The sequence below is a fragment of the Neobacillus rhizosphaerae genome (assembly GCF_050477885.1).
Lineage (GTDB): Bacteria > Bacillota > Bacilli > Bacillales > Cytobacillaceae > Neobacillus > Neobacillus rhizosphaerae_A.
Window position 1 is genome coordinate 22,766 of record NZ_JBCNAC010000075.1, and the last position, 23,504, is coordinate 46,269.

Here is a 23,504-nt window from a genome sequence, read left to right on the forward strand (position 1 = left end):
TGCCTCTCACTCACCACTCTATAAAGATTGGATAAATCGCTTGAATCCTTCCGTTCCCTCTTCATCTCGCTTAAAGACGCCTGCATCTTCTAATGCTTTTAAAAACTTCTTCCCTACTGCTTCTTTAACCAGAGATTCCACATTGTCTTCACTCGCTACTCCTTCATAACGCTCCTTTAATTCTTCCGCCCAGCTTTGATGGTATTCCGCAACCTCGCCGTCTTTACCGAGAATAAATCGTTCGACTTCTACAAGCTCATCTTTTAATCGTGCTGGTAAAACCGCGAGCCCCATGACTTCAATCAGACCAATGTTTTCTTTCTTAATATGGTGGACATCTGCATGTGGATGGAAAATCCCCATTGGATGCTCGTCATTCGTCCGATTGTTTCGAAGGACCAAATCGAGTTCATAGATATCACCTTTTTTACGAGCAATCGGCGTAATGGTATTGTGCGAAGTTTCACCCGTCCATGCCAAAATTCCGACCTGCTCATCACTGTACTTTTTCCATTTGGCTAAAACATAAGCTCCTGCCTCTACAAGCTCGCAAATTTGTGCAGACCGCAGACGGATGACCGACATGGGCCATTTCACAATGGAGCCCGCCACTTGTGGAAACCCAGCCATCTCAAATGCCCAATCATCTTCTGCCTTTGCCATCGCAAATTCATAATAACCGCCTTGATAGTGATCATGCGACAAAATGGAACCACCAACAATGGGAATATCTGCATTGGAACCGACAAAATAATGCGGAAATTGCTCAACAAAGGCTAATAAACGTAAAAAGGTCTCCCGACTGATTTTCATATCTGTATGGGTTTCAGATAGCACGATACAATGTTCGTTGTAATACACATACGGTGAATACTGTAAATACCAGGTCTTGTCGAGAAGCTTTAAGCGGATCATGCGATGATTCGAGCGTGCCGGATGGCCAATCCTGCCCGCATAGCCTTCGTTTTCCACACAAAGCAGGCATTTCGGATAGTCCGCTTTTTTCACTGTTCTCTCAAGCTCGATGCTGCGCGGGTCCTTTTCCGGCTTGGATAAATTGATTGTAATATCAATTTCACCGTAATCCGTTGCGGCCTTATACTCCACGTTGTTTCGAATTCGCTTCATTTGGATGTAGTTACTATTCTTACTTAACTCATAAAAATACTCTGTTGCATCCTTTGGGTCTTGTTTATATTTTTCAAAAAAGATCTGATTAACGGTTGATGGACGGTCGGTCAAGCAATTCATGACTTTACTCGAGAAAATTTCCTTCGCATCAAACATATCTTCTATGATTTCTTGTTGGCAGGCATAATCCACGATTGCATCGAGTAAATCTGGAATTGCCAAGCTGTTTTCATCTGCAAAATCCTCTATTTTAAATTCCGTTAAACCTAACAAGGAAAGAATTTGATTTCGTGCATAGATTTCGTCTTCCCGCTCGATTAATTGGACTGCCAGCGCTTGGTCGATTAAATGTTGAACTAGTTGATAAATCATTTTTTTCACCTCTATTTTTGATAGCATTTAGGTCGCCGAAAATGTTCCCCCTAACACAAAAATGCTCACTTAAATCGACTCCTCCATTTCAATTTCCTTTGCCCCATCGCCGATACTAGCTACATAGAAATCTGCCTGATAGCCGACTTTGTCCGCATAGGCTGCACCAACATTTGCAATAAAGTTGTCAACCTCTTCATTAGCAACAATCGCTATGGCACAGCCACCAAAGCCAGCACCTGTCATTCGTGCGCCAAGGACTCCGGGTTGCTTCCAAGCAGCTTCTACTAAACGATCAAGCTCCATACCTGTCACTTCATATTCATCCCGTAATGACACATGCGATTGGTTCATCAACTGCCCAAATGCTTCCAGGTTTCCGCTCTTTAACTCCTCCAGCGCCCTCAAAGTTCTACGATTCTCATAGACCGCATGTTTCGCACGTTTGCGAACGATCTCATTAGTAATTAAGAATTGATTCTCATCAAACTCCGCTTCTGAAAGCTGTCCAAGTGCCTCTATTGGGAGTCTTTCCTGAAGCTGTGCCAACGCCTCTTCACATTCTCCTCTACGCTCGTTATACTTCGAGTCCGCTAATTCTCGGCGCTTGTTTGTATTCATGATAATAATTTTCTGATTTTCAAGCTGTATAGGCGCGTACTCATATTGAAGTGTCTGACAATCTAGCAAAATTCCAGCATTCGCCTTGCCCATTCCAATCGCAAATTGATCCATAATTCCGCTGTTCACACCAATAAATTCGTTCTCCACCCGCTTGCCAAGCTTAATTAATTCGAGACGAGAGATTTCTAATCCGAACAGTCCATTCACTAATACGCCTGTTAACAATTCAATGGATGCGGAGGATGATAGCCCAGCTCCATTAGGAATATTTCCATTAATCGCACACTCGAATCCTGATGGGATTTCGTACCCTGCTTCCACGATGTATCGAATCATCCCTTTTGGATAGTTCGCCCAGTTATGTTGTTTATCGTAATCTAGTTGTTTCAAATCAAATTCAATGATTCCTTTATCAGGAAAATTAGCCGAGTACAGGCGTATCAATTGGTCTTCACGCTTTCTTGCCACAGCATAGGTCCCGTATGTGATTGCACATGGAAAAACATGACCGCCATTATAGTCCGTGTGTTCGCCAATTAAATTGATCCTGCCAGGAGCAAAAAATGCCTGTCTAGGCAAGCCATGAAATAAGTCTAAGAATGTTTTATTCAGCGTTGTGACGTTCATTTTAAAAGTCCCTCCAACTATGTTTGCAAATTCCGTCTTTGTAACCCTTTTCATCTCTATGATAATTTTACTCTTTTTAGTAAAATTCTTCAAATTTTTTTACTAAAAATTTTACTAAAAATAAATAAAAAGGACGAATGTACATCCATTCGTCCTTTTCACTCTTATAATCTTTGAATTTTAAACTCGAATTCCAGCTCCTGATTTGCAGGTATAAGATGCTCCTCTTGAACAGGTGCACCCCAACTGTCATCACCGCCAACACCCATCTGCTGGCCAGCTACAGTTACCACCGTATAGTGAACCTTCGGCAGCGCATAATGATGATTGGCATTCTCCAGTTCAAATGCCGTATATGGTGAAACATTGCATTCAACCGGCTCGGATGTAGATGATATTCTGATTCCCTGACCACGGTCATTCATTACATCTAGACGGCGTACTCCTGTACGGTTCCCCGATTCTTGCGGAACGACATAGCCCGATACATTATCGGACACTTGGTTTCTAAATACACCCAGTCTTGCGCCCATTTTCCTGTCAGAGTAGTTCTCTTCCGGTCCCATGGCGTACCATTCGAGTTGGTCGTAATCCGCTGGAACCTTAAAGGATACGGCAAATATCGGCAGTTGCGGTAGATTTTCTGCTCCATGATAGGCAGACTTCACCATCAAACTACCATCCGCCAAAACTGTAAATCTATTACTTACTTCTACATCGTTATGAATCGATAGTTTATAGGTAAAACCGACCGTTACTTGGTCTGTTTCTTCTACAAGGTCAACTGCCACACATTTTCGTGCTAGGCTTGCTACATACCAAAGCCCGGAGTAGAAGCCCTGAGCAAAGCCTCTATCATTATCCGTTGTGGCTCTCCAAAACAGTGGTGCAGGTGGCAGCTCAATCATTTCTTTCCCTGCGTAGTTCAACGACACCAAGCTTCCTACCGCTTTTGAAAAAATGACTTTGAAATCCTGTCCGTGGACACCAATATTGACATCCCCATTCACAACTCGTAGATTACCTCTCATACCTTTTGATTCCTCAGCGCCTTCTACCTTAAACACATATTGTCCAAATGCCATCTCATAACCAGCATCTGCCCAACGATTACTTTCCTTCAGCTTAAAAGAGGTATGAATACAATACTCACCGGCCTCTTCCTCCATTCCAGGAGGCCACTCAAATTCAACTCGCCCCTCGCTTTGAGGAGCTACAACCACATAATGCTGCTCCCGATGCAGTTCCTTACCCTCCAGGTGCAGAATACATTCCAAAACATAATCGGAAGTATCTGAGAAAAGACTTTCGTTTTTAATGGTTACACCATTCTCATCAGGAAGAAGCTTAAAGTTTTGATATAAAAATTTGACTTCTTGCATCTTTGGTGACAGTTCTCGATTGGCATACACAATTCCATTCGTACAGAAACCGTAATCCGTCGGACGGTCGCCGAAATCACCGCCGTATGCTAAAAACTCTTCTCCATACCTGTTCTTTTTTATAAGGGCCTGATCAATGTAATCCCAAATAAAGCCCCCCTGATACATTGGGTATTTCTGCTCTAAATCTGTATATTTGTACATGCCGCCAAGCGAATTTCCCATGGCATGCATATATTCACAGCTAATATATGGTTTCTCTGGATTTTCACTCAAATACTTTTCAATATCAGCCGGCTTTGCGTACATCCGGCTTTCCATATCGCTCGTGTCATTATACTCCCTGTTATGGAAAACCCCTTCGTAATGCACGAGTCGGCTCGGGTCGACTTTCTTAAAATATTTTGAAACATTCAGTATGACTTCACCAGCATAGGATTCATTTCCGCAGGACCAAATCAGAATTGACGGATGATTCTTGTCACGCTCATACATGGACACCGCCCGGTCCATGACAATTTTTTCCCATTCCGGTTTATTCCCTGGAATGTTCCAAGAAGGATCAACCGTCATCATTTTTTGCCACGATCCATGTGTTTCCAAATTCATTTCATCAATCAAATAGATCCCGTATTCATCACAAAGCTCATACCAATAGCTTTGATTCGGGTAATGCGAGGTACGGACGGCATTCATGTTATTTCGCTTTAAGGTTTGAATATCCCACAGCATGTCTTCCTTTGTAATCGCACGGCCTGTCCGGCAGTTAAATTCATGGCGGTTGACACCCTTGAACACAATCCGTTCCCCATTTAGGCGCATGATTTTATCCACCAGCTCGAACCTTCTAAAGCCAACTTTCTGTGGAACCACCTCTACTAATCTACCTTCTTCGTTAAACACTTGGATATAAAGCTTGTATAAGTATGGGTTCTCTGCACTCCATAGGGTAGGTCCATCGACTTCAAGCGTTAGGGTCCAATCTCCGTCCTTTTCCACGGCATTTTTGGTAGCTACTAGATTGCTATTTTTGTCGTATAAATCGGCCGTTATTTTTGAAGCACTCTTAGTAGCCAAGGATTGCAGCTTAAGGTCAGCTAGCAGAGTACCTTTTTTAAAATTAGCCTCTAATTCTGCTCTTATAGAAGCATCGTATACATGAATTTCCGGTACCGTATAAAGATATACATCGCGAAAAATGCCGGACATACGCCAGAAATCCTGATCCTCCAGCCAGCTCCCCGTGCTTCTCTGGTACACCTCAACGGCCAACTTATTCTCTCCTTCTGTTAAAAAGGGGGTAAGCTCAAATTCCGCAGGTGTGAAAGTGTCCTCACTATACCCAACGAATTTTCCATTTAGCCACACATAGAAGGCGGACTCCACTCCCTGAAAGGATATGTACAGCGGTTTATTTTGCATGTGGGCGGGTACGGTAAACATTTTCACATAGCTTCCTACTGGATTATCGTCCATAGGGATTTCAGGAGGACGGATGTCGTTGTGACCATCCCATGGGTACATGGTGTTCACATATTGTGGTTTCCCATAACCTTGAAGCTGAATGTGTCCAGGTACTGTAATGTCACCCCAGCTTGTGGTATGAACGTCAGGCTGGTAGAAGGATTTGGGGCGGGATTCAGGGTTTATGCTATAGGTAAATTTCCAATTACCATTTAAACTATGACGAAGTTTCATTGGAGCAGCACTTCTTGCTTCCTCCAGTGTCTCATAATAATAGTGGTCTGAATGAGCGGGAAGTCGGTTGACAGCAAACACTTGAAGATCTGAGAGCCAATTTATCTCTGGATTGATAGTCATCGTTAGTGATATCCTCTCTTTTAATAAAATTTTACTTAAATCATACACCATTCTCACTGAAAGCGGTTTTATTTTTTTAGTAAATATTTTACTTATTGGGAATTCGAACGGTGAAGGTGCTTCCTTTTCCTACGTCGCTGGATACATGAATAGTCCCTTTATGCATGTCCACAATCCATTTCGCAATAGAAAGGCCCAATCCATGTCCCCCCATCTGCCGAGAGCGAGACTTTTCGGCACGGTAAAACCGATCAAAGATTCGTTGATAATCCTCTTTTTTAATCCCAATACCAGTATCCTGAACAGTCATACAAAACTGATTCCCTTCGTTGGATAGGGCAACTCGGACCTCCCCTTTTTCAGGAGTGTATTTTATCGCATTGTCTAAAATAATATATACTAGCTGGGAACATCGATGAAAATCACCCACTACCATTTGTGGAGCAAGTGCATTGAAATTGAGTGATATTTGTTTAGAAAGGGAAAGCGGTCGGACGGATTCTATTGTTTTTTCAATAAGCTGTGTCCAATCAAATTTTTCTAGTTTGAGCTCTACTGCATTTGAATCTGACCGGGCCAAGGTTAACAAATCACTAACCAAATGAGTCATCCGCTTTACTTCCTCTTTCATGTTCGTGAGCATTTTCCAAACAGGGTCCTCTTTTGCAGGTTCAACTGTCATTTCTAACGCTTCAACGGACGATAACAGGACACTTAATGGTGTACGTAACTCATGCGAAGCATCTGCTACAAATTCCCGTTGTCTCTTAAAAGCAAGTCTAATAGGCCCCATAGCTCTTTTCGACATGGCTGAACTCATATAGAGTGCTACTCCAAAAAATACGATTCCTATAGCAATGAAAATGAATAGAAGCCAATGGAACAATTGGTAGGCAAAGGAGATGTCCTTTCCGATATACAACTGGCCAATATATTTCCCTTTAAAATAGATGGACTTATTAGCAATCATGAGACGGAGATCTTTTTCAGCCTCAGGCTCACGAAATTCCCCTCGATTTCCCCGTCCTTTTGGATTTCCTGCAATATGAAGCGTTGCCTTTTGGATTTCTCCGTCATAAGAAACTTGTTTACTCACGAGCCGTTGTAATTCAGGACGGAGCCGGCTGTCTGTTTCATTGCCCATCAGAATTCCCCGACTTGGGCTTACTACATAATAAAAAAACTGATTGACTCCAGCAAAAATAACCTCTTGACCTGATAAGTCCTGCAGGTCACTTTGGTCATTTCTCAATAAATAATTTTCAATGATTCCAGCTTCTTGTTGAACAAATGTTTGGAGCTCTTGCTCCTGATTTTTTAGAATGACTACATAGAGAACGGAATACACAATCAAAATAAAAAGGGCTAGAAATACCATAAGGAGTCCACTATAAATCCGCGTCAATCGACCTTGTGTATTTGTAAAAACATCCTTCTCGCTATGGCCGGTCAAGAAACGAGGGAAGAAGCGAGGATTAGCATTCACACTTATATCCCACCCCTCTGATACTTTGAAGCAAGTCTTGTTTCCCTAAAACATCTAATTTTTTTCTAATCAGCTTAATGGTAGCATCGATCGTTTTAAGAGACACATCCGAGTCTAAGCCCCAAATCCGTTCTAGGATGATTTCTCGCGGCAGGACCTGCCCCTTATTTTGGACTAACAAGTTCAATAGTTGAAACTCTCGTGGACTTAATTGGATTTCATGTCGGCCAGAGCGGACCAAATGGCTCATCCGATTGAGTACCATCTGGTGAATTTCGATTTCTTCCTCCAAAATTGGCGCATAGTTTCGCCGAGAAAGCGCACGAAGCCTTGCTAACAACTCTTCAATTTCAAATGGTTTGACAAGATAATCATCCGCTCCGGAATCCAGTCCTTCAATCCGATCCTGAACGGAATCTTTGGCCGTTAGCATGAGAATGGCGCCGGAATATCCGTGTTTCCTGAGGCGTTGACAGATTGTCACTCCGTCGCCGTTGGGCATCATCCAATCCATAATAATCACATCATAATGTACGGATGTTGCATAATAGTAGGCGTCCTCCCCTTCCGTAACCCATTCAACATGGAAGCCGCCCTTCTTTTTTAACATATATACTATTAACTCCCCGAGCTTTTCATCGTCTTCGGCTAACAAGATATTCATAGTCATTGCTCCTTTGCATACTTGAGATTCAAAAACACGACAACTATATCTCGAATCCTATCAACACAACCTTAAGGATTACTTAAGAAACAGTTTGGAAAGAAACTAATTTATATTCGGCTGTTGGAACTCCAAGCAAACCACCCAAAAAAGACCATCAGGTTCTAGTTTAGAAAAAAGAACTGTATTATTCGGAATCATTACTTATCAAAAAATATAGTAAAAAGGCATGATCCATTCTATGTAAGAATAGACCATGCCTTTTTACTACGCTTAAATACTAGTAACCCCACGTTACTCTATTAAAATATAATTAAAGAATATAAAACAACTACAAATATTTCCCAATACTCTATTTCCATATTCCTGTTATTATTTACGAAAAGGGAGGAATTAAATGGAAAATACTTAAAGTAGAAAGACATCTATTTAGGAAATATTGGGGAGTAAAGGTCATTTAAGAAACATTAGCAGTTATTATTTTGTTGTCTAGGGGAAGGAGAAAAAATAATGAAGGGTATTATGAGTAATAATAAGAAGTTATTATTTTTAATGGTAGTTATTTTATTTTTTTCAATACCAACTTTAGGAGCTAAAGCCTATGTTCTCAATGGAAGCAAGTTCCAAAACCCAAAACAATTACGTTATTACATTTCCGACGCGGTTGTAAATGCAGGATACTGGGCTGATGCAAAGCATGCTACTACTGCTTGGGGATATGCGGCTGAAATTGAATTTACTGGTGAAATTGTTCAAAAAGTTTATGCTGAAATAAGATTCGATAGAAGTACTATCGATACAGGAGATTTTGCAAGTGCATCCAATGATTGTTATTGTACATACAGTGATTATTCAAATATCACCCTTTGGAAAGATTTTGATTCCTTGAAAACTGACGCCTTACAAAAGGAGACTACAGTACATGAGGTAGGTCATTCCCTTGGTCTAGCACATGAAAATGATAATATCGGGACCTCTATAATGTTAGATGGTGACCACGGATTCATTGGGGCAATCTATCCTCAGTCAGATGATTGGAAAGGGATAGCCGCTAGGTATTGATATTAAGGGGGAGAATATGGATGAACTTTAAAAAAATCATGATAGCTACTACATTATTATTAGGAGTTACTTATGGCAGTACATTCGCATATAACTATAGTCAACCTGTAAAACAATTTAATGGTCACGGAAAACGAGAACAAGTTAAGTCTCTTGATGATATGGAAAATAAAGCCTCTTTAATTGTTATTGGACAGAAACTAGATGGTGAAAAAGCAACTGTACTTGACGATGGAGATAGGGGAATACTAGCAGCTTGGACAGTTTCAGATTTTAAAATCAAGAAAATAATTAAAAACTCTACCAGTAATGAATATACGAAAAATGATGTTATTCAAGTTCATGAAAATGCTGCAGAGGATATGTCCATTCTAGGTAAAAAAATGGAATACTCATTGGATGGATATGAAAAGATGAATAAAGGCAAAAAGTATGTTCTATTCTTAAGAGAAAGTCGAGGATCTAACAAAGATAACCTAATACCTATTTCTGCAATTTACGGCAAAGTCCCTCTTGATGCTAAAGATGGAGCACTAGAGTATCACGGCGAATCAGAAGTTCTTAAACAAATAACTAAAGATGGCATCAAAAAATATAAGAAGGAATTGGATGCGATAGACTAAGCAAATAGCAAAGGTCAATTCTTATTAGTACTGACCTTTGCTATTTAGGTTATAAGAAACATCCTAATCGAGAGGTATCCTACTTATTTACCTTATTTCCCCATTAAACTAGTGCTACCTTTTCATTTCTCAGCTTTTCAAGTTCCTTATTTAATTCGTCTTCGTCCACAAACTGATTAGCTGCTGCATCAAATTGAGCTAGAGGAGTGGAAAATTGATTACCTGCTTGTACTTCAGCCTCCATCATTAAAATTTGCTCTTCTGCCCGAACTACACCTCTAGCAATTGTATCTGTTTGGAAGGATACAGTTGCCTTTTGAATTTGCTTCGTGGATAAAGCTACATTTGCTCGAGAAGCTAAGAGAATTTTTTTATGCTGCATTTGGTTATAGGTTTCTTCCAAGTGTTCTATTTTTTCATTTAGAAGTTGTGTCTGTGTTTTAATCGCTTCAGCCTGTTCATGATAGAGGTGAAGCTGTTTTTCAAGGACTAGCTTTTCCCGTACAGCTAATTTTGCCATTGCATCCTCACCATGCTCAATAGCAAGCTTTGCCTGGCGGTTTCTTTTGTCTACAAAAGCTTGAGTTTCAGAAATGAGAGCCGCCTGTTTTTTCTCTACAAAAATTTGCCGTGCTAATGCTTTTTGTCCTTTTACAATTTCCTGTTCCATTTCTCGTGAATATTCATTCAACATAGCAATCGGATCTTCGATTCCATCTAATAGTCCATTCATTTCTGCCATTGTAATAGTCTTTATTCTTTTAAAAATACCCATTTTTATCTTTCTCCTTTTTAGTCATTATTGTTTTTTCCCACTGATCTAATAATTGGCTATTTTGGTTAGCCGCTGGTGTATGTGAACCCATTAATGGTGTATCAATAAACTGTTGCATGGAAGAAGCCTTTGCTTTTTTTCTAAACCATCTGACAAGGAAGAATAACAGAGCTAGTCCTATTAAAAGCAATAACCATGGAAATCCTCCTCCGTGATGAGGGCCATTCATGAATGACTGAGAGTCGAATCCTCCTCGTGCTCCCATACCACCTGGTCTATGCCCGTGTCCATGTGGTCCATCAGCAAGGGTGCGGTCTCCTCCTAGAAGAAAGTGAAGGACGTTAAATGCCACTATCACAACAGCAATCATCACACCCCAAAACACTCCTTTTTTCATTTTCTTATTCATTTTTCTTTCCTCCTTTCAACTTGATACTTGAAGTCTATTAGAGAACGGTGAAAACTTGGTGAAAGACTATCTTTTTTTAAAATATTTTTTAAAAGAAAGGTTTTGTTAAACTTGGATGTTTATTTCCGCTCCAGGTGCTTCGCTTTCCGAGGGCGTGCCGGGGAGCCTCCTCGTCGCTTCGCTCCAATCAACTCATGTGTTTCAAATCCACATAAGGCTTTTACAAATACATAGAAAAAAGACCCTTCCACTGGGAGCGAAAAGGTCTATTTCTACCTCTATTAATTAAAGTGAGACGATTCTCTTAACTAGCTAATGGCAGTGTAATCTCTACCAGTGTTCCTTCATTCATTTTACTCTTATATGAAATGCTGCCATGGTGCTGCTTAAGGATTTTATGACAAATCATGATTCCTAGTCCTGTTCCCTTTTCCTTCAAGCTATAGAATGGCTCCCCTAGACGAGGAAGAAGTTCTTCAGGGATACCGCAACCTTGGTCTTGAACAGCAATAAGGCACTCTCCCTCTGCACTCTTTCGAAGGTCAATGCTAATTTCTCCGCCATCCTTCATGGCCTCCATCGCATTTTTTAAGATATTGAGGAATACCTGCTTAACTTGATTCCTTTCGCAAGTAATAAAGAAATCAGTATCCTCCATCTGTAATTTCAACTGAATATTATTCATCAACGCTTCTGGGGCCAATAATTCCAGTGTATCTTCTAGTAATTTACGTAAATCCATGCGAGTTAATTGAATAGCCTGCGGTTTTCCCAGTGATAACAATTCACTAGTAATTCCCTCAATTCTCTCTAATTCAGTAAGCAGCAAGCGGTCAATGTCGGTATTCTCACCTCGGTAGAGCTGCAGGAAGCCCTTAATGGTTGTTAAAGGGTTTCGGATTTCATGAGCAACTCCCGCAGCAAGTTCTCCGACAATAGAAAGCTTCTCCGATTGAAGAAGAATTTCCTCTGCCTTTTTCCGTTCAGAAATATCCCGGCTGATAATAACAATATGCTCAACCGATTGTCCTTCTCCTTTGACAGGCATACAACGGGATTCAAATTCTATATAATAACCTTCTTTGTGTTTCAAACAGAATTCTAACGCTTGAGATTCTTTCTTCTCAAACATGGTCTTGACTGTATTTTTAAAATCACAGACATCTTCTGGATGAATAAACGTACATAATTCAAATTTTTCTAATTCGCTAGCTCGAAATCCTAAAACCACTTCATGTGAAGGGGAGAAGTAACTGATCGAATGATCCTTATTCATCACCATAATCAGGTCCGAGGTATTTTCTGCAATGATCCTATATTTCGATTCGCTTTCACCTAACATTTTATACATGTCAGACAAACGATTATTTAATCTATGTAACTTCACATAAGATTCGATAAGCAGGCAGCCAATCGTTACACCTAACATCACAAATACGAGATATTGAAGATGAAACAAAGGCTTGTCTCTAAATACATTAAATAAAATTGGGACGGTAAGAACATAAATGACTAGGTATGCACCAGAGAGAATGGCACTCCTTTTAATTGCGGAGAGTTTCGAAATATACAAATGAATAATGGAAAAAGTAATCATAATAATCGACCAGCCAATGATTGCCGGCATCCATTGACCACTAGAATAAAGCCTCATAAGTAATGAGAAAATACCGGTAATAATTCCTGAAAGTGGTCCGAGATAGGCGAAAACCAGGATGACAGGGGCGTACCGAATATCGTAGGAATAGCCCTCTTGGTGAATGGATAGCAGGACAAGAATGATTGAAACGATTCCCCCATACAATCCACACCATAGTGTAATCCTCTTTAAGGGTTTATGTTTGATGAACGAGCGGATCACCAGTGGTGTACTAACCATTAGTGAAAAAATTGCGAGATTCATAATATAGTCTAAAAGAATCAACTGAATCCACCTATCTTATGTTAAATTCTTACTATTTACTCTTATCTTAAACTAGATATATCACTATTTCCATAAGGAAAATATATATTAAGTTGGTATTTTCATCCAAAAATAAAAGACCTTTCCGCCGAAGCGAAAAAGTCTTTGAGATTTTATTGTCCTATTTGGATAATAAAGAAAGCACGGTATCCAAGATAACATTGACCCCTTTTTCACAGTCTTCCCAAGAAGTCAGTTCTACTTCACAATGGCTCTTTCCATTGATACTTGGCACAAACAACATAGCGGTCGGAACATAGCTGGCAATAAATTGGGCATCATGCCCTGCACCGCTGACCATTCGTTTGTGGGTGTATCCAAGCGAATGGGCAGATTGCTCGAAAAGCTCGCAGATTTCTGGCTCAAACCAAACCGTATCCCGCTCCCATAGTTTAGTAGTCTGGATCTCACAGCCTTCATTTTCTGCGAATTGAGGAAGCCCGTGAATGAAATCTTTGACGGAATTGACGATTTCCATATCCTTATGTCTTGCTTCAAGAGTAAAAATCACTTTATTCGGAATAACAGTGTGAATACTCGGATAAACGTTCACTCGACCGATTGTAAATACTAGCTCTTCATCCAAGCTGCCTAAATGTTGACGGATTTCATTAATGAGGTTGTTCGTTGCAAATAGGGCATCCTTTCTCATATTCATTGGTGTAGTACCTGCATGGTCGGATTCTCCTGTTACTTCTATTTCATAACAGCACATCCCTACCACACACTCGACAACACCAATGGTGAGTGCCTCTTTTTCTAAAATAGGCCCTTGTTCAATATGCAGCTCTAAAAAGGCAGTCGCTTCTTTGAGACGATTGTCTACCTCACCCTCATAACCGATAGCTTTTAAGGCCTCACCAAATGAGGTACCCTCTGCATCTTTCTTTTGCAGCATGACCGATTTATCAAATTTCCCAGATAGGACACCGGAAGCCATCATAGAAGGCTCGAATCTTGCCCCTTCTTCATTTGTAAAATTAACAATGGTAATTGGAATTTTTGGTTTGATGTTATTTTCCACTAGTGTTCTAACCACTTCTAAGCCGGTAACTACGCCTAAAACACCGTCGAAGCGCCCGCCTTTTTTCACTGTATCCAAATGGGAACCAATTAAAATAGGCGGTTTATTTTCGGTCCCTTCAAGTGTAGCGTACATACATCCCATATCATCAACCTTGACCGACATACCTAACTCTTCGCAGCAGGAACGGAAGTAATCTCTGACACGGCGGTCTTCCTCTGATAAGGACAATCTTGTAACCCCATTGTTTTCTGTCCGACCATAGTCTGCAAATCGTTCCAGTTCCTTCATCAGTCTTTCCCCATTAATCAATAGCTTTTGTTTTTGCATACTGAACACTCCCCTTTTTTAATAATGAGATTACGTCTGTTTCCATTATTGTTTTATTGAATCTCAGGAGGTTAAAAGCTTAGGATGGTTTAGTTGAAGCCGATGGAAATGGATTGTGTTACCTATTTAATTATGTAAAAATTCAGTCAATAAGTTTATTATACAATACTCCCAGCCACAGTCATTAGACAAAACATCAAATCTTTCCAATCAATTGTTTTATAGTTTGTATGATTTCACATTTTTCTTTCACTAAATTAGAAGTTATTGTATCTTTGAAGGAAATATATAGATAAGAAACGTGAGGCACATTGTATGTGGAGAAACAGAAATGTTTGGATTTTACTGTCTGGGGAGTTTATTGCGGGCCTGGGGTTGTGGCTTGGCATTATTGGGAACTTAGAGTTTATGCAGGCAAAGCTACCTTCAGATTTCTTAAAGTCATTACTTTTAGCAGGAGGGTTACTTGCAGGGATTGCTGTCGGACCATATGCTGGCCGGCTAACCGATCAAGCCAGTAAGAAAAGAGTCATGTTGATAGCTGGTTTCGTACGTGCTATTAGCGTAATTTTTATGCTTATTGCAATCCATACCGGCTCCATTTGGTGGATGGCCGTGTTTTTAGTTTTACTGCAAATATCAGCTGCGTTTTATTTTCCAGCACTTCAGGCGGCACTTCCACTTATTGTTGCAGATAAAGATTTGCTTCAGTTAAACGGGGTTCATATGAACGTGTCTACCCTGTCTCGGATTATTGGAACCGCACTGGCTGGAGTATTGCTAGTGGTTCTCCCCTTATCTATGCTTTATGTAGGTTCGCTTGTAGGATATGTGGCGCTATTTATCCTTACCTGGTTCTTGAATTTTGATGAACGACAACTAGATAAAACAGAAAAGATGAAGAACAAGTCTTTAGAGAATACTAGTTTTAAAGATGTATTTCCCATCATTAAAAATCTCCCAATTGTCTATATGACACTTATTATGACACTGGTACCGGTGCTTTTTCTCGGCGGGTTTAACCTGTTAGTCATTAATATCAGTGAACTTCAGCATAGTTCAGCGATTAAAGGGTGGATTTATACGGCTGAAGGAATCTCATTTATGCTTGGTGCGTTTTTTATCAAGTTAATCAGTGACAGGAGTTCGCCTTATATTATTTTGTTCGCCTGTTCCTTTATGATTGGCGGCTCACAGCTGCTTCTTTATTTAGCGGATGTTCCTTTGTTAAGTGTATTGGCATTTTCCTTATTTGGCTTTTCCGTAGGATGCTTTTTTCCGACAGCCGCTACCATTTTCCAAACAAAAGTGCCAAAGGAGTACCACGGACGGTTCTTCTCCTTCCGTAATATGCTGGACCGAATTTCCTTTCAGATTGTCCTGCTGATCAGCGGCTTTCTCCTAGATTTAATCGGCCTGCAGCTCATGTGTGTTCTGTTTGGTGCAATATCCATTATCATGACCACCATTTTCTACGCTAGACACAAGCGGGTTCAAATGGTCGAACAAAAAAACTAAAGCAAAAAGGGTGTCCACCACTCATGTACAATTGTCCATTCGTGGTGCCTGACACCCTTTTTCTATGTTAGCCTATTTTTTTCTTTTGTGTTGCAGTAGTTGGTGCGCTTTCCCATGCTTCAAGGTTTTGTAAGCCTTCGATGTTTGAAGAATAGAAGACAGGGTTTTGGCCGTTTGCTTTTTGCTTCTTATAGTCAGCAAGAGCAGCAAAAGCAATTTTTCCTAATAGAATAATAGCAATCAAGTTAATAATAGCCATTAATCCCATGAATAAGTCAGCAAGACTCCAAACAAAGTTCAGTTCTGCTAATGATCCAAACGCTACCATGCCGACAACGGCAATACGGTACAGGTTTAGAACTAGCTTGTTATTTTTAATAAATTCAATATTCGATTCACCGTAATAGTAATTCCCCACTACAGAACTAAAGGCAAATAAAAATACGATAAAGGCAAGGAAAATACCCGCCCATGATCCTAAAGAACCTTCAAGGGCGCTTTGTGTTAAGATAATCCCGTTGCCCTCTTTAGAGGTATACAGCCCTGATAGAAGAATAATAAATGCCGTTGAGCTACAAATAACAAGCGTATCCACAAATACACCCAGCGCCTGAATTAAACCTTGTTTTACAGGATGACTGACATTTGCAGTGGCGGCTGCATTCGGTGCACTACCCATACCCGCTTCGTTTGAGAACAGTCCACGTTTGATCCCATTCATCATTGCCGCACCAATTGCTCCTCCAGCTACTTCTTTCATACCAAAAGCACTTTCAAAAATTAATGCAAACACGCCAGGAATTTCTGTTATATTCGTTACCATGATGTACAGGGCGAGTAGAATATACGCTCCGGCCATAACGGGAACCATCCACTCGGCCACCTTGGCTATGCGTTTTAGTCCACCAAAAATAATAAAAGCAGTGATAACCGATAAAACAACGGCAATGACTATTTTATTAATTCCAAATGAATTGTTCAAGGAGCTTGTAATTGTGTTTGCCTGAACAGAGTTAAAGGCAAGTCCAAAAGTTATTGAAATGAGAACAGCAAAGGTAATCCCCATCCAGCGAGCCTTCAATGCTTTTTCCATATAATAAGCGGGACCACCTCGGAAGGTGTCTCCGTCTTTAACTTTATAAATTTGTGCAAGTGTTGCTTCTATAAAAGCAGAAGCAGAACCAATCAATGCAATAAGCCACATCCAGAAAACAGCTCCTGGTCCACCGGTAGTGATGGCAATGGCTACTCCAGCAAGGTTTCCTGTTCCTACCCTTGATGCAGTACTGATACAAAAGGCTTGGAAAGATGAGATTCCTTTTTTATCGCCTTTGGTCCCTTCACCCATTAGGCGAAACATCTCTCCCACCATGCGGAATTGGACAAACTTTGTTCGAAAAGTGAAATAAAGACCTGATCCAATTAATAAAACGATAAGAATATAAGACCAGAGTAACGTATTGGACCCATTTACAAAATTTTCAATCATCTTCATCTAATCATCACCTTCTACCCCTTATTTTTTTATATACTGATATAATTTATCAAATTCAAAGAACTCTGACAATGTATGAAGTTTCCAGTTACTAGACACTGTAGAATCCCTCACTTTTCAAGGAACTTTTTTAAAAGTTTGGGATAATCGTAATATTGTAAAAAAATAGGTCGTTATATCTATTAAAATTATGTAAAATAGAGATAGGGTTATACTAACCTTACAAATTTTTACAAGAAAAACTAATTTAAGGGTGAACGTTATTGCAATTTTTCAGGAAGGAAACTAAACGATTATGCTAAAAGCTAGGCTGTATGACATATCCATCTTTCTTGCTGCCCTTGCCATAGCAATTAGCTCCAAACATATATTAATACCTACATCAGACTTTTTTAAGGCTTTAATTGTGTTTTGGGTATTCTCCAGTCTGTATTATCACCTTAGAGTTTTTTCAAAAAACGGAAATACAAATTTTGAATATGGTATTAGCTACTGCTTTTCCTTTGTTCTGTTTACCGGTCCACTTGGTTTATTTATATTTGAAACGATCTATCGGTTTACCGTGTATGCTTATAGAAAGTGGACAAAGACCGCTGACCCTAGTGAGTTTACGGACACTTTATATAATATCGGCGCCTTTGTTATTACCAACTCGATAGCCTACTTCTTGTACCTACAACTTTATTCCAGTTTTAATCAAATTCCTTATGGTTTTTGGATTTTGATGTTTTTGTTGACGTGCATCGCCTCCCTTCTTTCTGGTACTTTCTTAGTGACTGCTTTTTACATAATGGGTGACCTTAAAACCTTAAAAGAAGGTGTCGATTTTATTTTTAAGAGCAGAAGTATGCTTGACTTTGGGAAAGTAGCGATCACAAACGGTTTATTATTCATGTTTTTAAAAGAAGGAAGATGGCAAATCTTAATTAGTTTATTTATTTTAAACTACGTAGTAAGCCGCTCCTTTTTCTCGAAGGCTCAAAGTGTCCAACATAAGCTGGAAAGGGACAAGTTCGAGCAAATGGCCTATACAGACTTCCTGACTGGCGTGTATAACCGTACATTTATGGATAAAAAAATGGCAGAGCTTAATCAAACGGAAGAACATATCGGTATTGTCGTATGCGACATCGATAAGTTTAAACGAATCAATGACAACTACAATCACGCTGTAGGTGATAAAGTTATTCAGCACTTTGCTTCTACATTAAAAAGCTATCTTGATGAAGATGATTATTTGTTCCGAAGTGGTGGAGAGGAATTTACTCTTTGTCTCAGAAAGAGAGATTTTGATCAAACACGGAATCTGGTTAATGATATTCTGAGAGGCGTTGAAAATAACGCAGTAAATGTGGAGTATCTAGGGGAACATGTCTCCATTTCCTATACGGCTTCGTTTGGCCTTTATTTCTACAAGGTAAACGAACAGATTTCTATTGAAAAAGCCTATATTATGGCTGACCAGCTGTTGTTTCGTTCCAAGGATCTAGGAAAGAACAGAGCTTCCATGGTTAACGGTCTTTCAAAAGCAGTAGTCGTGTAACTAATCGTAAACCCAATAAAAAAGAAGCGGTAATCGCCGCTTCTTTTTATTTGGTGATAAATTTCCCATCCAAACCAATTTGCTGACCGAAGTTGCTCTAACTTCTGACTATCTTTCTCCCTTTTCTACCGACTCTGTCAGAAGTTGACCTGACTTCTGACTATCTTTCTCCCTTTTCTACCGACTCTGTCAGAAGTTGACCTGACTTCTGACTATCTCTCTTCTTTTTATGGCAACTCTGTCAGAAGTTGACCTGACTTCTGACTATCTCTCTTCTTTTTCTACCAACTCTGTCAGATGTTGCTCTAACTTCTGACTATCCTTCTCCCTTTTTCTACCAACTCTATCCGAAGTTCCTCCGACTTCTGACTATCTTTCTTCTTTTTCTACCAACTCTGTCAGAGGTTGCTCTAACTTCTGACTATCTTTCTTCTTTTTCTACCAACTCTGTCCGAAGTTGCTCCGACTTCTGACTATCTTTCTCCCTTTTCTACCGACTCTGTCAGAAGTTGACCTGACTTCTGACTATCTCTCTTCTTTTTATGGCAACTCTGTCAGAAGTTGACCTGACTTCTGACTATCTCTCTTCTTTTTCTACCAACTCTGTCAGATGTTGCTCTAACTTCTGACTATCCTTTTCCCTTTTTCTACCAACTCTATCCGAAGTTCCTCCGACTTCTGACTATCTTTCTTCTTTTTCTACCAACTCTGTCCGAAGTTCCTCCGACTTCTGACTATCTTTCTCCCTTTTCTACCGACTCTGTCAGAAGTTGACCTGACTTCTGACTATCTCTCTTCTTTTTCTACCAACTCTGTCAGATGTTGCTCCGACTTCTGACTATCTTTCTCCCTTTTCTACCGACTCTGTCAGAAGTTGACCTGACTTCTGACTATCTCTCTTCTTTTTCTACCAACTCTGTCAGAAGTTGCTCTAACTTCTGACTATCTTTCTCCCTTTTTCTACCAACTCTATCCGAAGTTCCTCCGACTTCTGACTATCTTTCTTCTTTTTCTACCAACTCTGTCAGATGTTCCTCCGACTTCTGACTATCTTTCCCCCTTTTCTACCGACTCTGTCAGAAGTTGACCTACCTTGCAAAACAGAAACAAAAATGTTAGATAACTACAAAGTTTACACAAAGAGCATTTTTTATTATTTCCAATTCCATCAAAAAAGGTGTCAGGCACCTTGCATGGACAACTGTCCACGAGTAGTGCCTGACACCCTAATTCGATTTATGAAACACGTTTTAGATGTTTGAATTGTCCTTTTGATAGAACGGTTGTTTCAAGGCGGTGTGCCATGATTGCTGCTAGAACAGATAGAACAATATCCTTTGGCAGCGGAGCTAGCATCCAGAACCAAGCCATTTTATAGGTGAAACCCTCAGGGGCAGCTGCCCAAAGCTTATACGCAAAGTACATCCAGTTGGTTCCGAAAACATAGTTTACTGCCATTCCGATTAAAGCAGCAATAATAAAAGTAGCCAGCCCTTTTTTCTTCTCTACTATTCTTCCGATAATATAGGCAGTGAAAATATAAGAAAGAATAAAGCCAAAGGTAGGTTTTATAATGATTGATAATCCTGCAGAAAAGTCAGCAAAAACAGGAACTCCTACCAAACCTACTAACATATAAACGGTCATTGCGATAGAGCCTAATCGGCTTCCCAAAATGGCTCCTGCTAGAATAGCAAAAAAAGTTTGAAGCGTAATCGGTACTCCACCAACATGTAAAAATGGAGCAATGGTACTGATATTTGCCCCAATGGCCATCAATGCCACAAACATGGCTGATAGTGTTAAATCAAGAGCTCTTAAATTTTTCATTTACGTTCTCTCCCACCCTACAATATAAATGTCTTAAATTTAAAATAAATGGTAACCAACCTTTTGTCAACCAAATTATAAAATTGGTTGACAAAAAAATTATCGCTTCTATATTAATAAAGGAAAACTCTTATTTAACTATTACATTTTTTGGATTCTCCTAAAACTCTATCAAATAGCATATATATTTGAATTAAATAAAATTTTCAAAAAACATTTTGACAAACTATCTTTTTAAAGGTATATTAAGATAACGAAATAATTATCTGAATTTTATAAAAGTATGTTCACATAGGGGGAAACATAGTATGGAAAAACGTCAACAGTGGGGGTCAAGATACGGATTTATCATGGCAGCAGTTGGTTCGGCAGTAGGTCTAGGGAATATTTGGAGATTTCCGGCCGTTGCCTATGAAAATGGAGGAGGAGCCTTCTTCCTACCTTATCTATTCGCCATTTTAACAGCAGGAATTCCAATATTAATTTTAGAATTCACAATTGGTCAAAAATACAGAGGTTCCTCACCACTATCATTGTTCCGTATGAATAAAAAAGCAGAATGGCTTGGTTGGTGGCAGGTATTAATCGCCTTTGTTATTTGTACTTACTACTCAGTCATCATTGCTTGGGCCATTAAATATACCATCTATTCATTTGGTACTCAGTGGGGATCTGATCCTAGTAAGTTCTTATTTGGTAAGGTTCTACAGTTATCTGATAAGCCTGGTGAAATTGGCGGACTTGTTTCCGGCATCGTCACTCCATTACTTTTTGTATGGGCCGTCACACTTTTTGTCCTATTTCGTGGAGTTTCTAAAGGAATTGAAAAGCTTAATAAGATTTTCCTTCCGACTCTTATAGTGATGTTCTTAGTAATTGTTGTTCGTGCTTTAACTCTTGACGGTGCAGCTAGTGGATTAAATGCCTTTTTCAAACCGAATTGGGATATGATTTTGAACGGAAAAGTTTGGATTGCCGCTTATGGACAAATCTTCTTCTCCTTATCTATTGGATTCGCCATTATGATTACGTACTCTAGCTATCTACCAAAGAAATCAGATATTAATAACAATGCTTTCATCACAGCTTTTGCCAACTCTGGATTTGAATTATTGGCTGGTATTGGAGTGTTTGCAGCACTTGGATTTATGGCAAAGCAACAGGGAGTACCAATTGATGAAGTGGTTAGCAGTGGGATTGGACTAGCTTTCGTTGTATTCCCAAGCATTATCAATGAGTTCCCTGGCTTAAATGGATTATTCGGCGTATTATTCTTCCTATCTTTGGTTTTTGCTGGAATGACGTCACTTATTTCCATCGTAGAAACATTTGTGGCTGCTGTTCAGGATAAATTCAATGTATCACGTACAAAAGCAGTCTTAACTGGAGGATTAACAGCAACGGTTATTTCTCTTCTTTTCGCAACACACGGCGGATTGTATTTACTAGATGTGGTTGATTATTTCATCAATAACTTTGGAATTGTCTTTGCAGGGCTGATTGAGGTAGTTTTAATTGCCTGGTTCTTCAAAGGATTAACTGGTTTACAAAAACATACAAATGAAATTTCTGACCTTCGTGTAGGTGCATGGTGGAAGGTATGTCTTGGTGTCATTACTCCATTGGTTCTTGGCTATATGATGTTTGACAATATTCGTCAAAACCTAAAGGAAAACTACGAGAAATATCCAACTGAACTGATTTTATATGCAGGGGTAATAGTAGTAGCCGTAACAATCATTGTGGCAGTCCTTCTTTCCCTTAAGGGTTGGAAAGCATCTGCCAATACAGAAGAAAATAGGGAGGTTGCTTAATATGTCAGGAAGCGCACTAACTATGATGATTGTTGGGATGGTCATTTTATGGGGCGGTCTAGCAGCCAGCATCCTCAATGTAGTCAGAGTTTCAAAAAAAGCAAAAGCCTAATACAAACACAAAGGATTGAGCAGTTCCGCTGCTCAATCCTTTTTTCATACTGATCAATATTTTTTTGGCCGGCAGTTTTTACAGACTTTGATGGTATGATTTGTTTCTGTCTTCTGTGTGTAAAGAAGCTTTACTCCAGTCCTACTGCACAATGGGCATGTCCCACGACCATTTGAAGGCAGATAGCTAATTGTTTTTCCCCTATTTCTTTTTGCCATTTTCCATCATCCTTATCTAGAAATCTCTTGTTTCTTTATCTAATGTTGGACTGGCACAAAGATTGATAGGCATATAATTGTTTTTAAGAAAAACTCTCGGTCGTTTTAGAGAAGTTTTCTACCCCTTCTCCTTCCCTCCAGTAGTCTATTCCTCCGTCAAAATAGAATCCCTATTTAACAGACTACGAACCTCGTCAGGTACTAACACCTTCCGCCTTGTTTGACGATTAATCGTTGTAAGAACTACTTCCGCAGCTACCATTCGCTCTTGCTGCTCATTCGTGATTGTTTGCTTCATTGTAAAACTTGTATTTCCTATCCGCTCCAGGGACGTTTGAATCCATAATCGATCATGATTGAAAACTTCTTTTTTATAATCGACCTCAATATGTACAACCACCGCTTCAACTCCGAGAGAGACACAATATCGGTACCACCACTTGCGCCCCTCATCTAAATACTCAAATAGCTTTACATTACTTACGTGACCCCGGTTGGCTTCTGCTACGATGAACAGCTCTGAATAGGCCAAACTTCCATTCCTCCCCTCCTCAATTAATAGGCTCTGTTAAACTTGCCTGTTGATTTCCGCTCCAGGCACTTCGCTTTCCGTGGGTGTTTCGGCGAGCCTCCTCGGCGCTTGCGCCTGCGGGGTCTCCCCTGAACCATACTCCCACAGGA

At 39.8% G+C, this 23,504-nt stretch carries 18 protein-coding genes; 6 read left to right on the forward strand and 12 right to left on the reverse strand.

The window, feature by feature from the left end; all coding sequences use genetic code 11:
* Positions 1 to 18: 18 nt before the first annotated feature.
* From galT to ABES03_RS09875, 5 genes are all read right to left on the reverse strand, one after another.
* Complete coding sequence (gene galT / locus ABES03_RS09855; protein ID WP_430117118.1) at positions 19 to 1,503, reverse strand: UDP-glucose--hexose-1-phosphate uridylyltransferase; 1,485 nt, start codon at positions 1,501 to 1,503, stop codon at positions 19 to 21.
* Positions 1,504 to 1,572: 69 nt separating this feature from the next.
* Positions 1,573 to 2,754, reverse strand: a complete 1,182-nt coding sequence (locus tag ABES03_RS09860; RefSeq protein ID WP_430117119.1) for a galactokinase — start codon at positions 2,752 to 2,754, stop codon at positions 1,573 to 1,575.
* A gap of 164 nt (positions 2,755 to 2,918) precedes the next feature.
* Entirely contained in the window at positions 2,919 to 5,957 is a 3,039-nt protein-coding gene (locus ABES03_RS09865) for a glycoside hydrolase family 2 TIM barrel-domain containing protein (protein WP_430117120.1), read from the reverse strand.
* Positions 5,958 to 6,045: 88 nt separating this feature from the next.
* Entirely contained in the window at positions 6,046 to 7,443 is a 1,398-nt protein-coding gene (locus tag ABES03_RS09870; RefSeq protein WP_430117121.1) for a sensor histidine kinase, read from the reverse strand.
* A complete protein-coding gene (locus tag ABES03_RS09875) occupies positions 7,433 to 8,107 on the reverse strand; it encodes a response regulator transcription factor (protein ID WP_430117122.1) in 675 nt (224 codons plus the stop codon). The genes ABES03_RS09870 and ABES03_RS09875 overlap by 11 nt, the downstream gene beginning before the upstream one ends.
* 510 nt (positions 8,108 to 8,617) lie before the next feature.
* On the opposite strand from ABES03_RS09875, the gene ABES03_RS09880 reads away from it, so the two are divergent.
* Entirely contained in the window at positions 8,618 to 9,169 is a 552-nt protein-coding gene (locus ABES03_RS09880) for a hypothetical protein (RefSeq protein ID WP_430117123.1), read from the forward strand.
* Positions 9,170 to 9,189: 20 nt separating this feature from the next.
* Positions 9,190 to 9,792 carry a hypothetical protein gene (locus ABES03_RS09885; protein ID WP_430117124.1) on the forward strand — a complete coding sequence of 201 codons (603 nt, stop codon included), beginning with the start codon at positions 9,190 to 9,192 and terminating at the stop codon, positions 9,790 to 9,792.
* A 103-nt stretch (positions 9,793 to 9,895) separates the two neighbouring features.
* Here ABES03_RS09885 and ABES03_RS09890 read toward each other — a convergent pair whose 3' ends face one another.
* From ABES03_RS09890 to ABES03_RS09905, 4 genes are all read right to left on the reverse strand, one after another.
* On the reverse strand, positions 9,896 to 10,567 hold the full coding sequence (locus ABES03_RS09890) for a PspA/IM30 family protein (RefSeq protein WP_430117125.1): 672 nt from the start codon (positions 10,565 to 10,567) through the stop codon (positions 9,896 to 9,898).
* Entirely contained in the window at positions 10,554 to 10,976 is a 423-nt protein-coding gene (locus ABES03_RS09895) for a hypothetical protein (protein ID WP_430117126.1), read from the reverse strand. Before ABES03_RS09895 ends, ABES03_RS09890 begins: the two co-directional genes overlap by 14 nt.
* Positions 10,977 to 11,280: 304 nt before the next feature.
* Positions 11,281 to 12,900, reverse strand: a complete 1,620-nt coding sequence (locus ABES03_RS09900; RefSeq protein WP_430117127.1) for an ATP-binding protein — start codon at positions 12,898 to 12,900, stop codon at positions 11,281 to 11,283.
* A gap of 160 nt (positions 12,901 to 13,060) precedes the next feature.
* Positions 13,061 to 14,293, reverse strand: a complete 1,233-nt coding sequence (locus tag ABES03_RS09905; protein WP_430117128.1) for a Zn-dependent hydrolase — start codon at positions 14,291 to 14,293, stop codon at positions 13,061 to 13,063.
* 315 nt (positions 14,294 to 14,608) lie between these two features.
* On the opposite strand from ABES03_RS09905, the gene ABES03_RS09910 reads away from it, so the two are divergent.
* Positions 14,609 to 15,811, forward strand: coding sequence for an MFS transporter (locus ABES03_RS09910; RefSeq protein ID WP_430117129.1), 1,203 nt, complete (start codon positions 14,609 to 14,611; stop codon positions 15,809 to 15,811).
* A 67-nt stretch (positions 15,812 to 15,878) separates the two neighbouring features.
* On the opposite strand, the gene ABES03_RS09915 is transcribed toward ABES03_RS09910, so the two are convergent.
* Positions 15,879 to 17,306: an alanine/glycine:cation symporter family protein gene (locus ABES03_RS09915; protein ID WP_430117130.1), complete on the reverse strand. Its 1,428-nt coding sequence runs from the start codon at positions 17,304 to 17,306 to the stop codon at positions 15,879 to 15,881.
* A gap of 295 nt (positions 17,307 to 17,601) precedes the next feature.
* On the opposite strand from ABES03_RS09915, the gene ABES03_RS09920 reads away from it, so the two are divergent.
* Positions 17,602 to 18,849 (forward strand): GGDEF domain-containing protein, encoded by a 1,248-nt coding sequence (locus ABES03_RS09920; RefSeq protein ID WP_430117131.1) that lies wholly within the window; start codon positions 17,602 to 17,604, stop codon positions 18,847 to 18,849.
* 1,236 nt (positions 18,850 to 20,085) lie between these two features.
* On the opposite strand, the gene ABES03_RS09925 is transcribed toward ABES03_RS09920, so the two are convergent.
* Positions 20,086 to 20,679, reverse strand: coding sequence for a biotin transporter BioY (locus ABES03_RS09925; RefSeq protein WP_430117132.1), 594 nt, complete (start codon positions 20,677 to 20,679; stop codon positions 20,086 to 20,088).
* Between the two features lie 308 nt (positions 20,680 to 20,987).
* Here ABES03_RS09925 and ABES03_RS09930 point away from each other — a divergent pair, with 308 nt between their 5' ends.
* The gene (locus ABES03_RS09930; protein ID WP_430117133.1) at positions 20,988 to 22,493 is read left to right on the forward strand and encodes a sodium-dependent transporter; all 1,506 of its coding nucleotides are present in this window, start codon (positions 20,988 to 20,990) and stop codon (positions 22,491 to 22,493) included.
* Position 22,494: 1 nt separating this feature from the next.
* Positions 22,495 to 22,605, forward strand: a complete 111-nt coding sequence (locus ABES03_RS09935; protein ID WP_335544520.1) for a methionine/alanine import family NSS transporter small subunit — start codon at positions 22,495 to 22,497, stop codon at positions 22,603 to 22,605.
* Positions 22,606 to 22,968: 363 nt separating this feature from the next.
* Here ABES03_RS09935 and ABES03_RS09940 read toward each other — a convergent pair whose 3' ends face one another.
* Positions 22,969 to 23,355, reverse strand: coding sequence for an acyl-CoA thioesterase (locus ABES03_RS09940; RefSeq protein WP_430117134.1), 387 nt, complete (start codon positions 23,353 to 23,355; stop codon positions 22,969 to 22,971).
* Positions 23,356 to 23,504 lie beyond the last annotated feature (149 nt).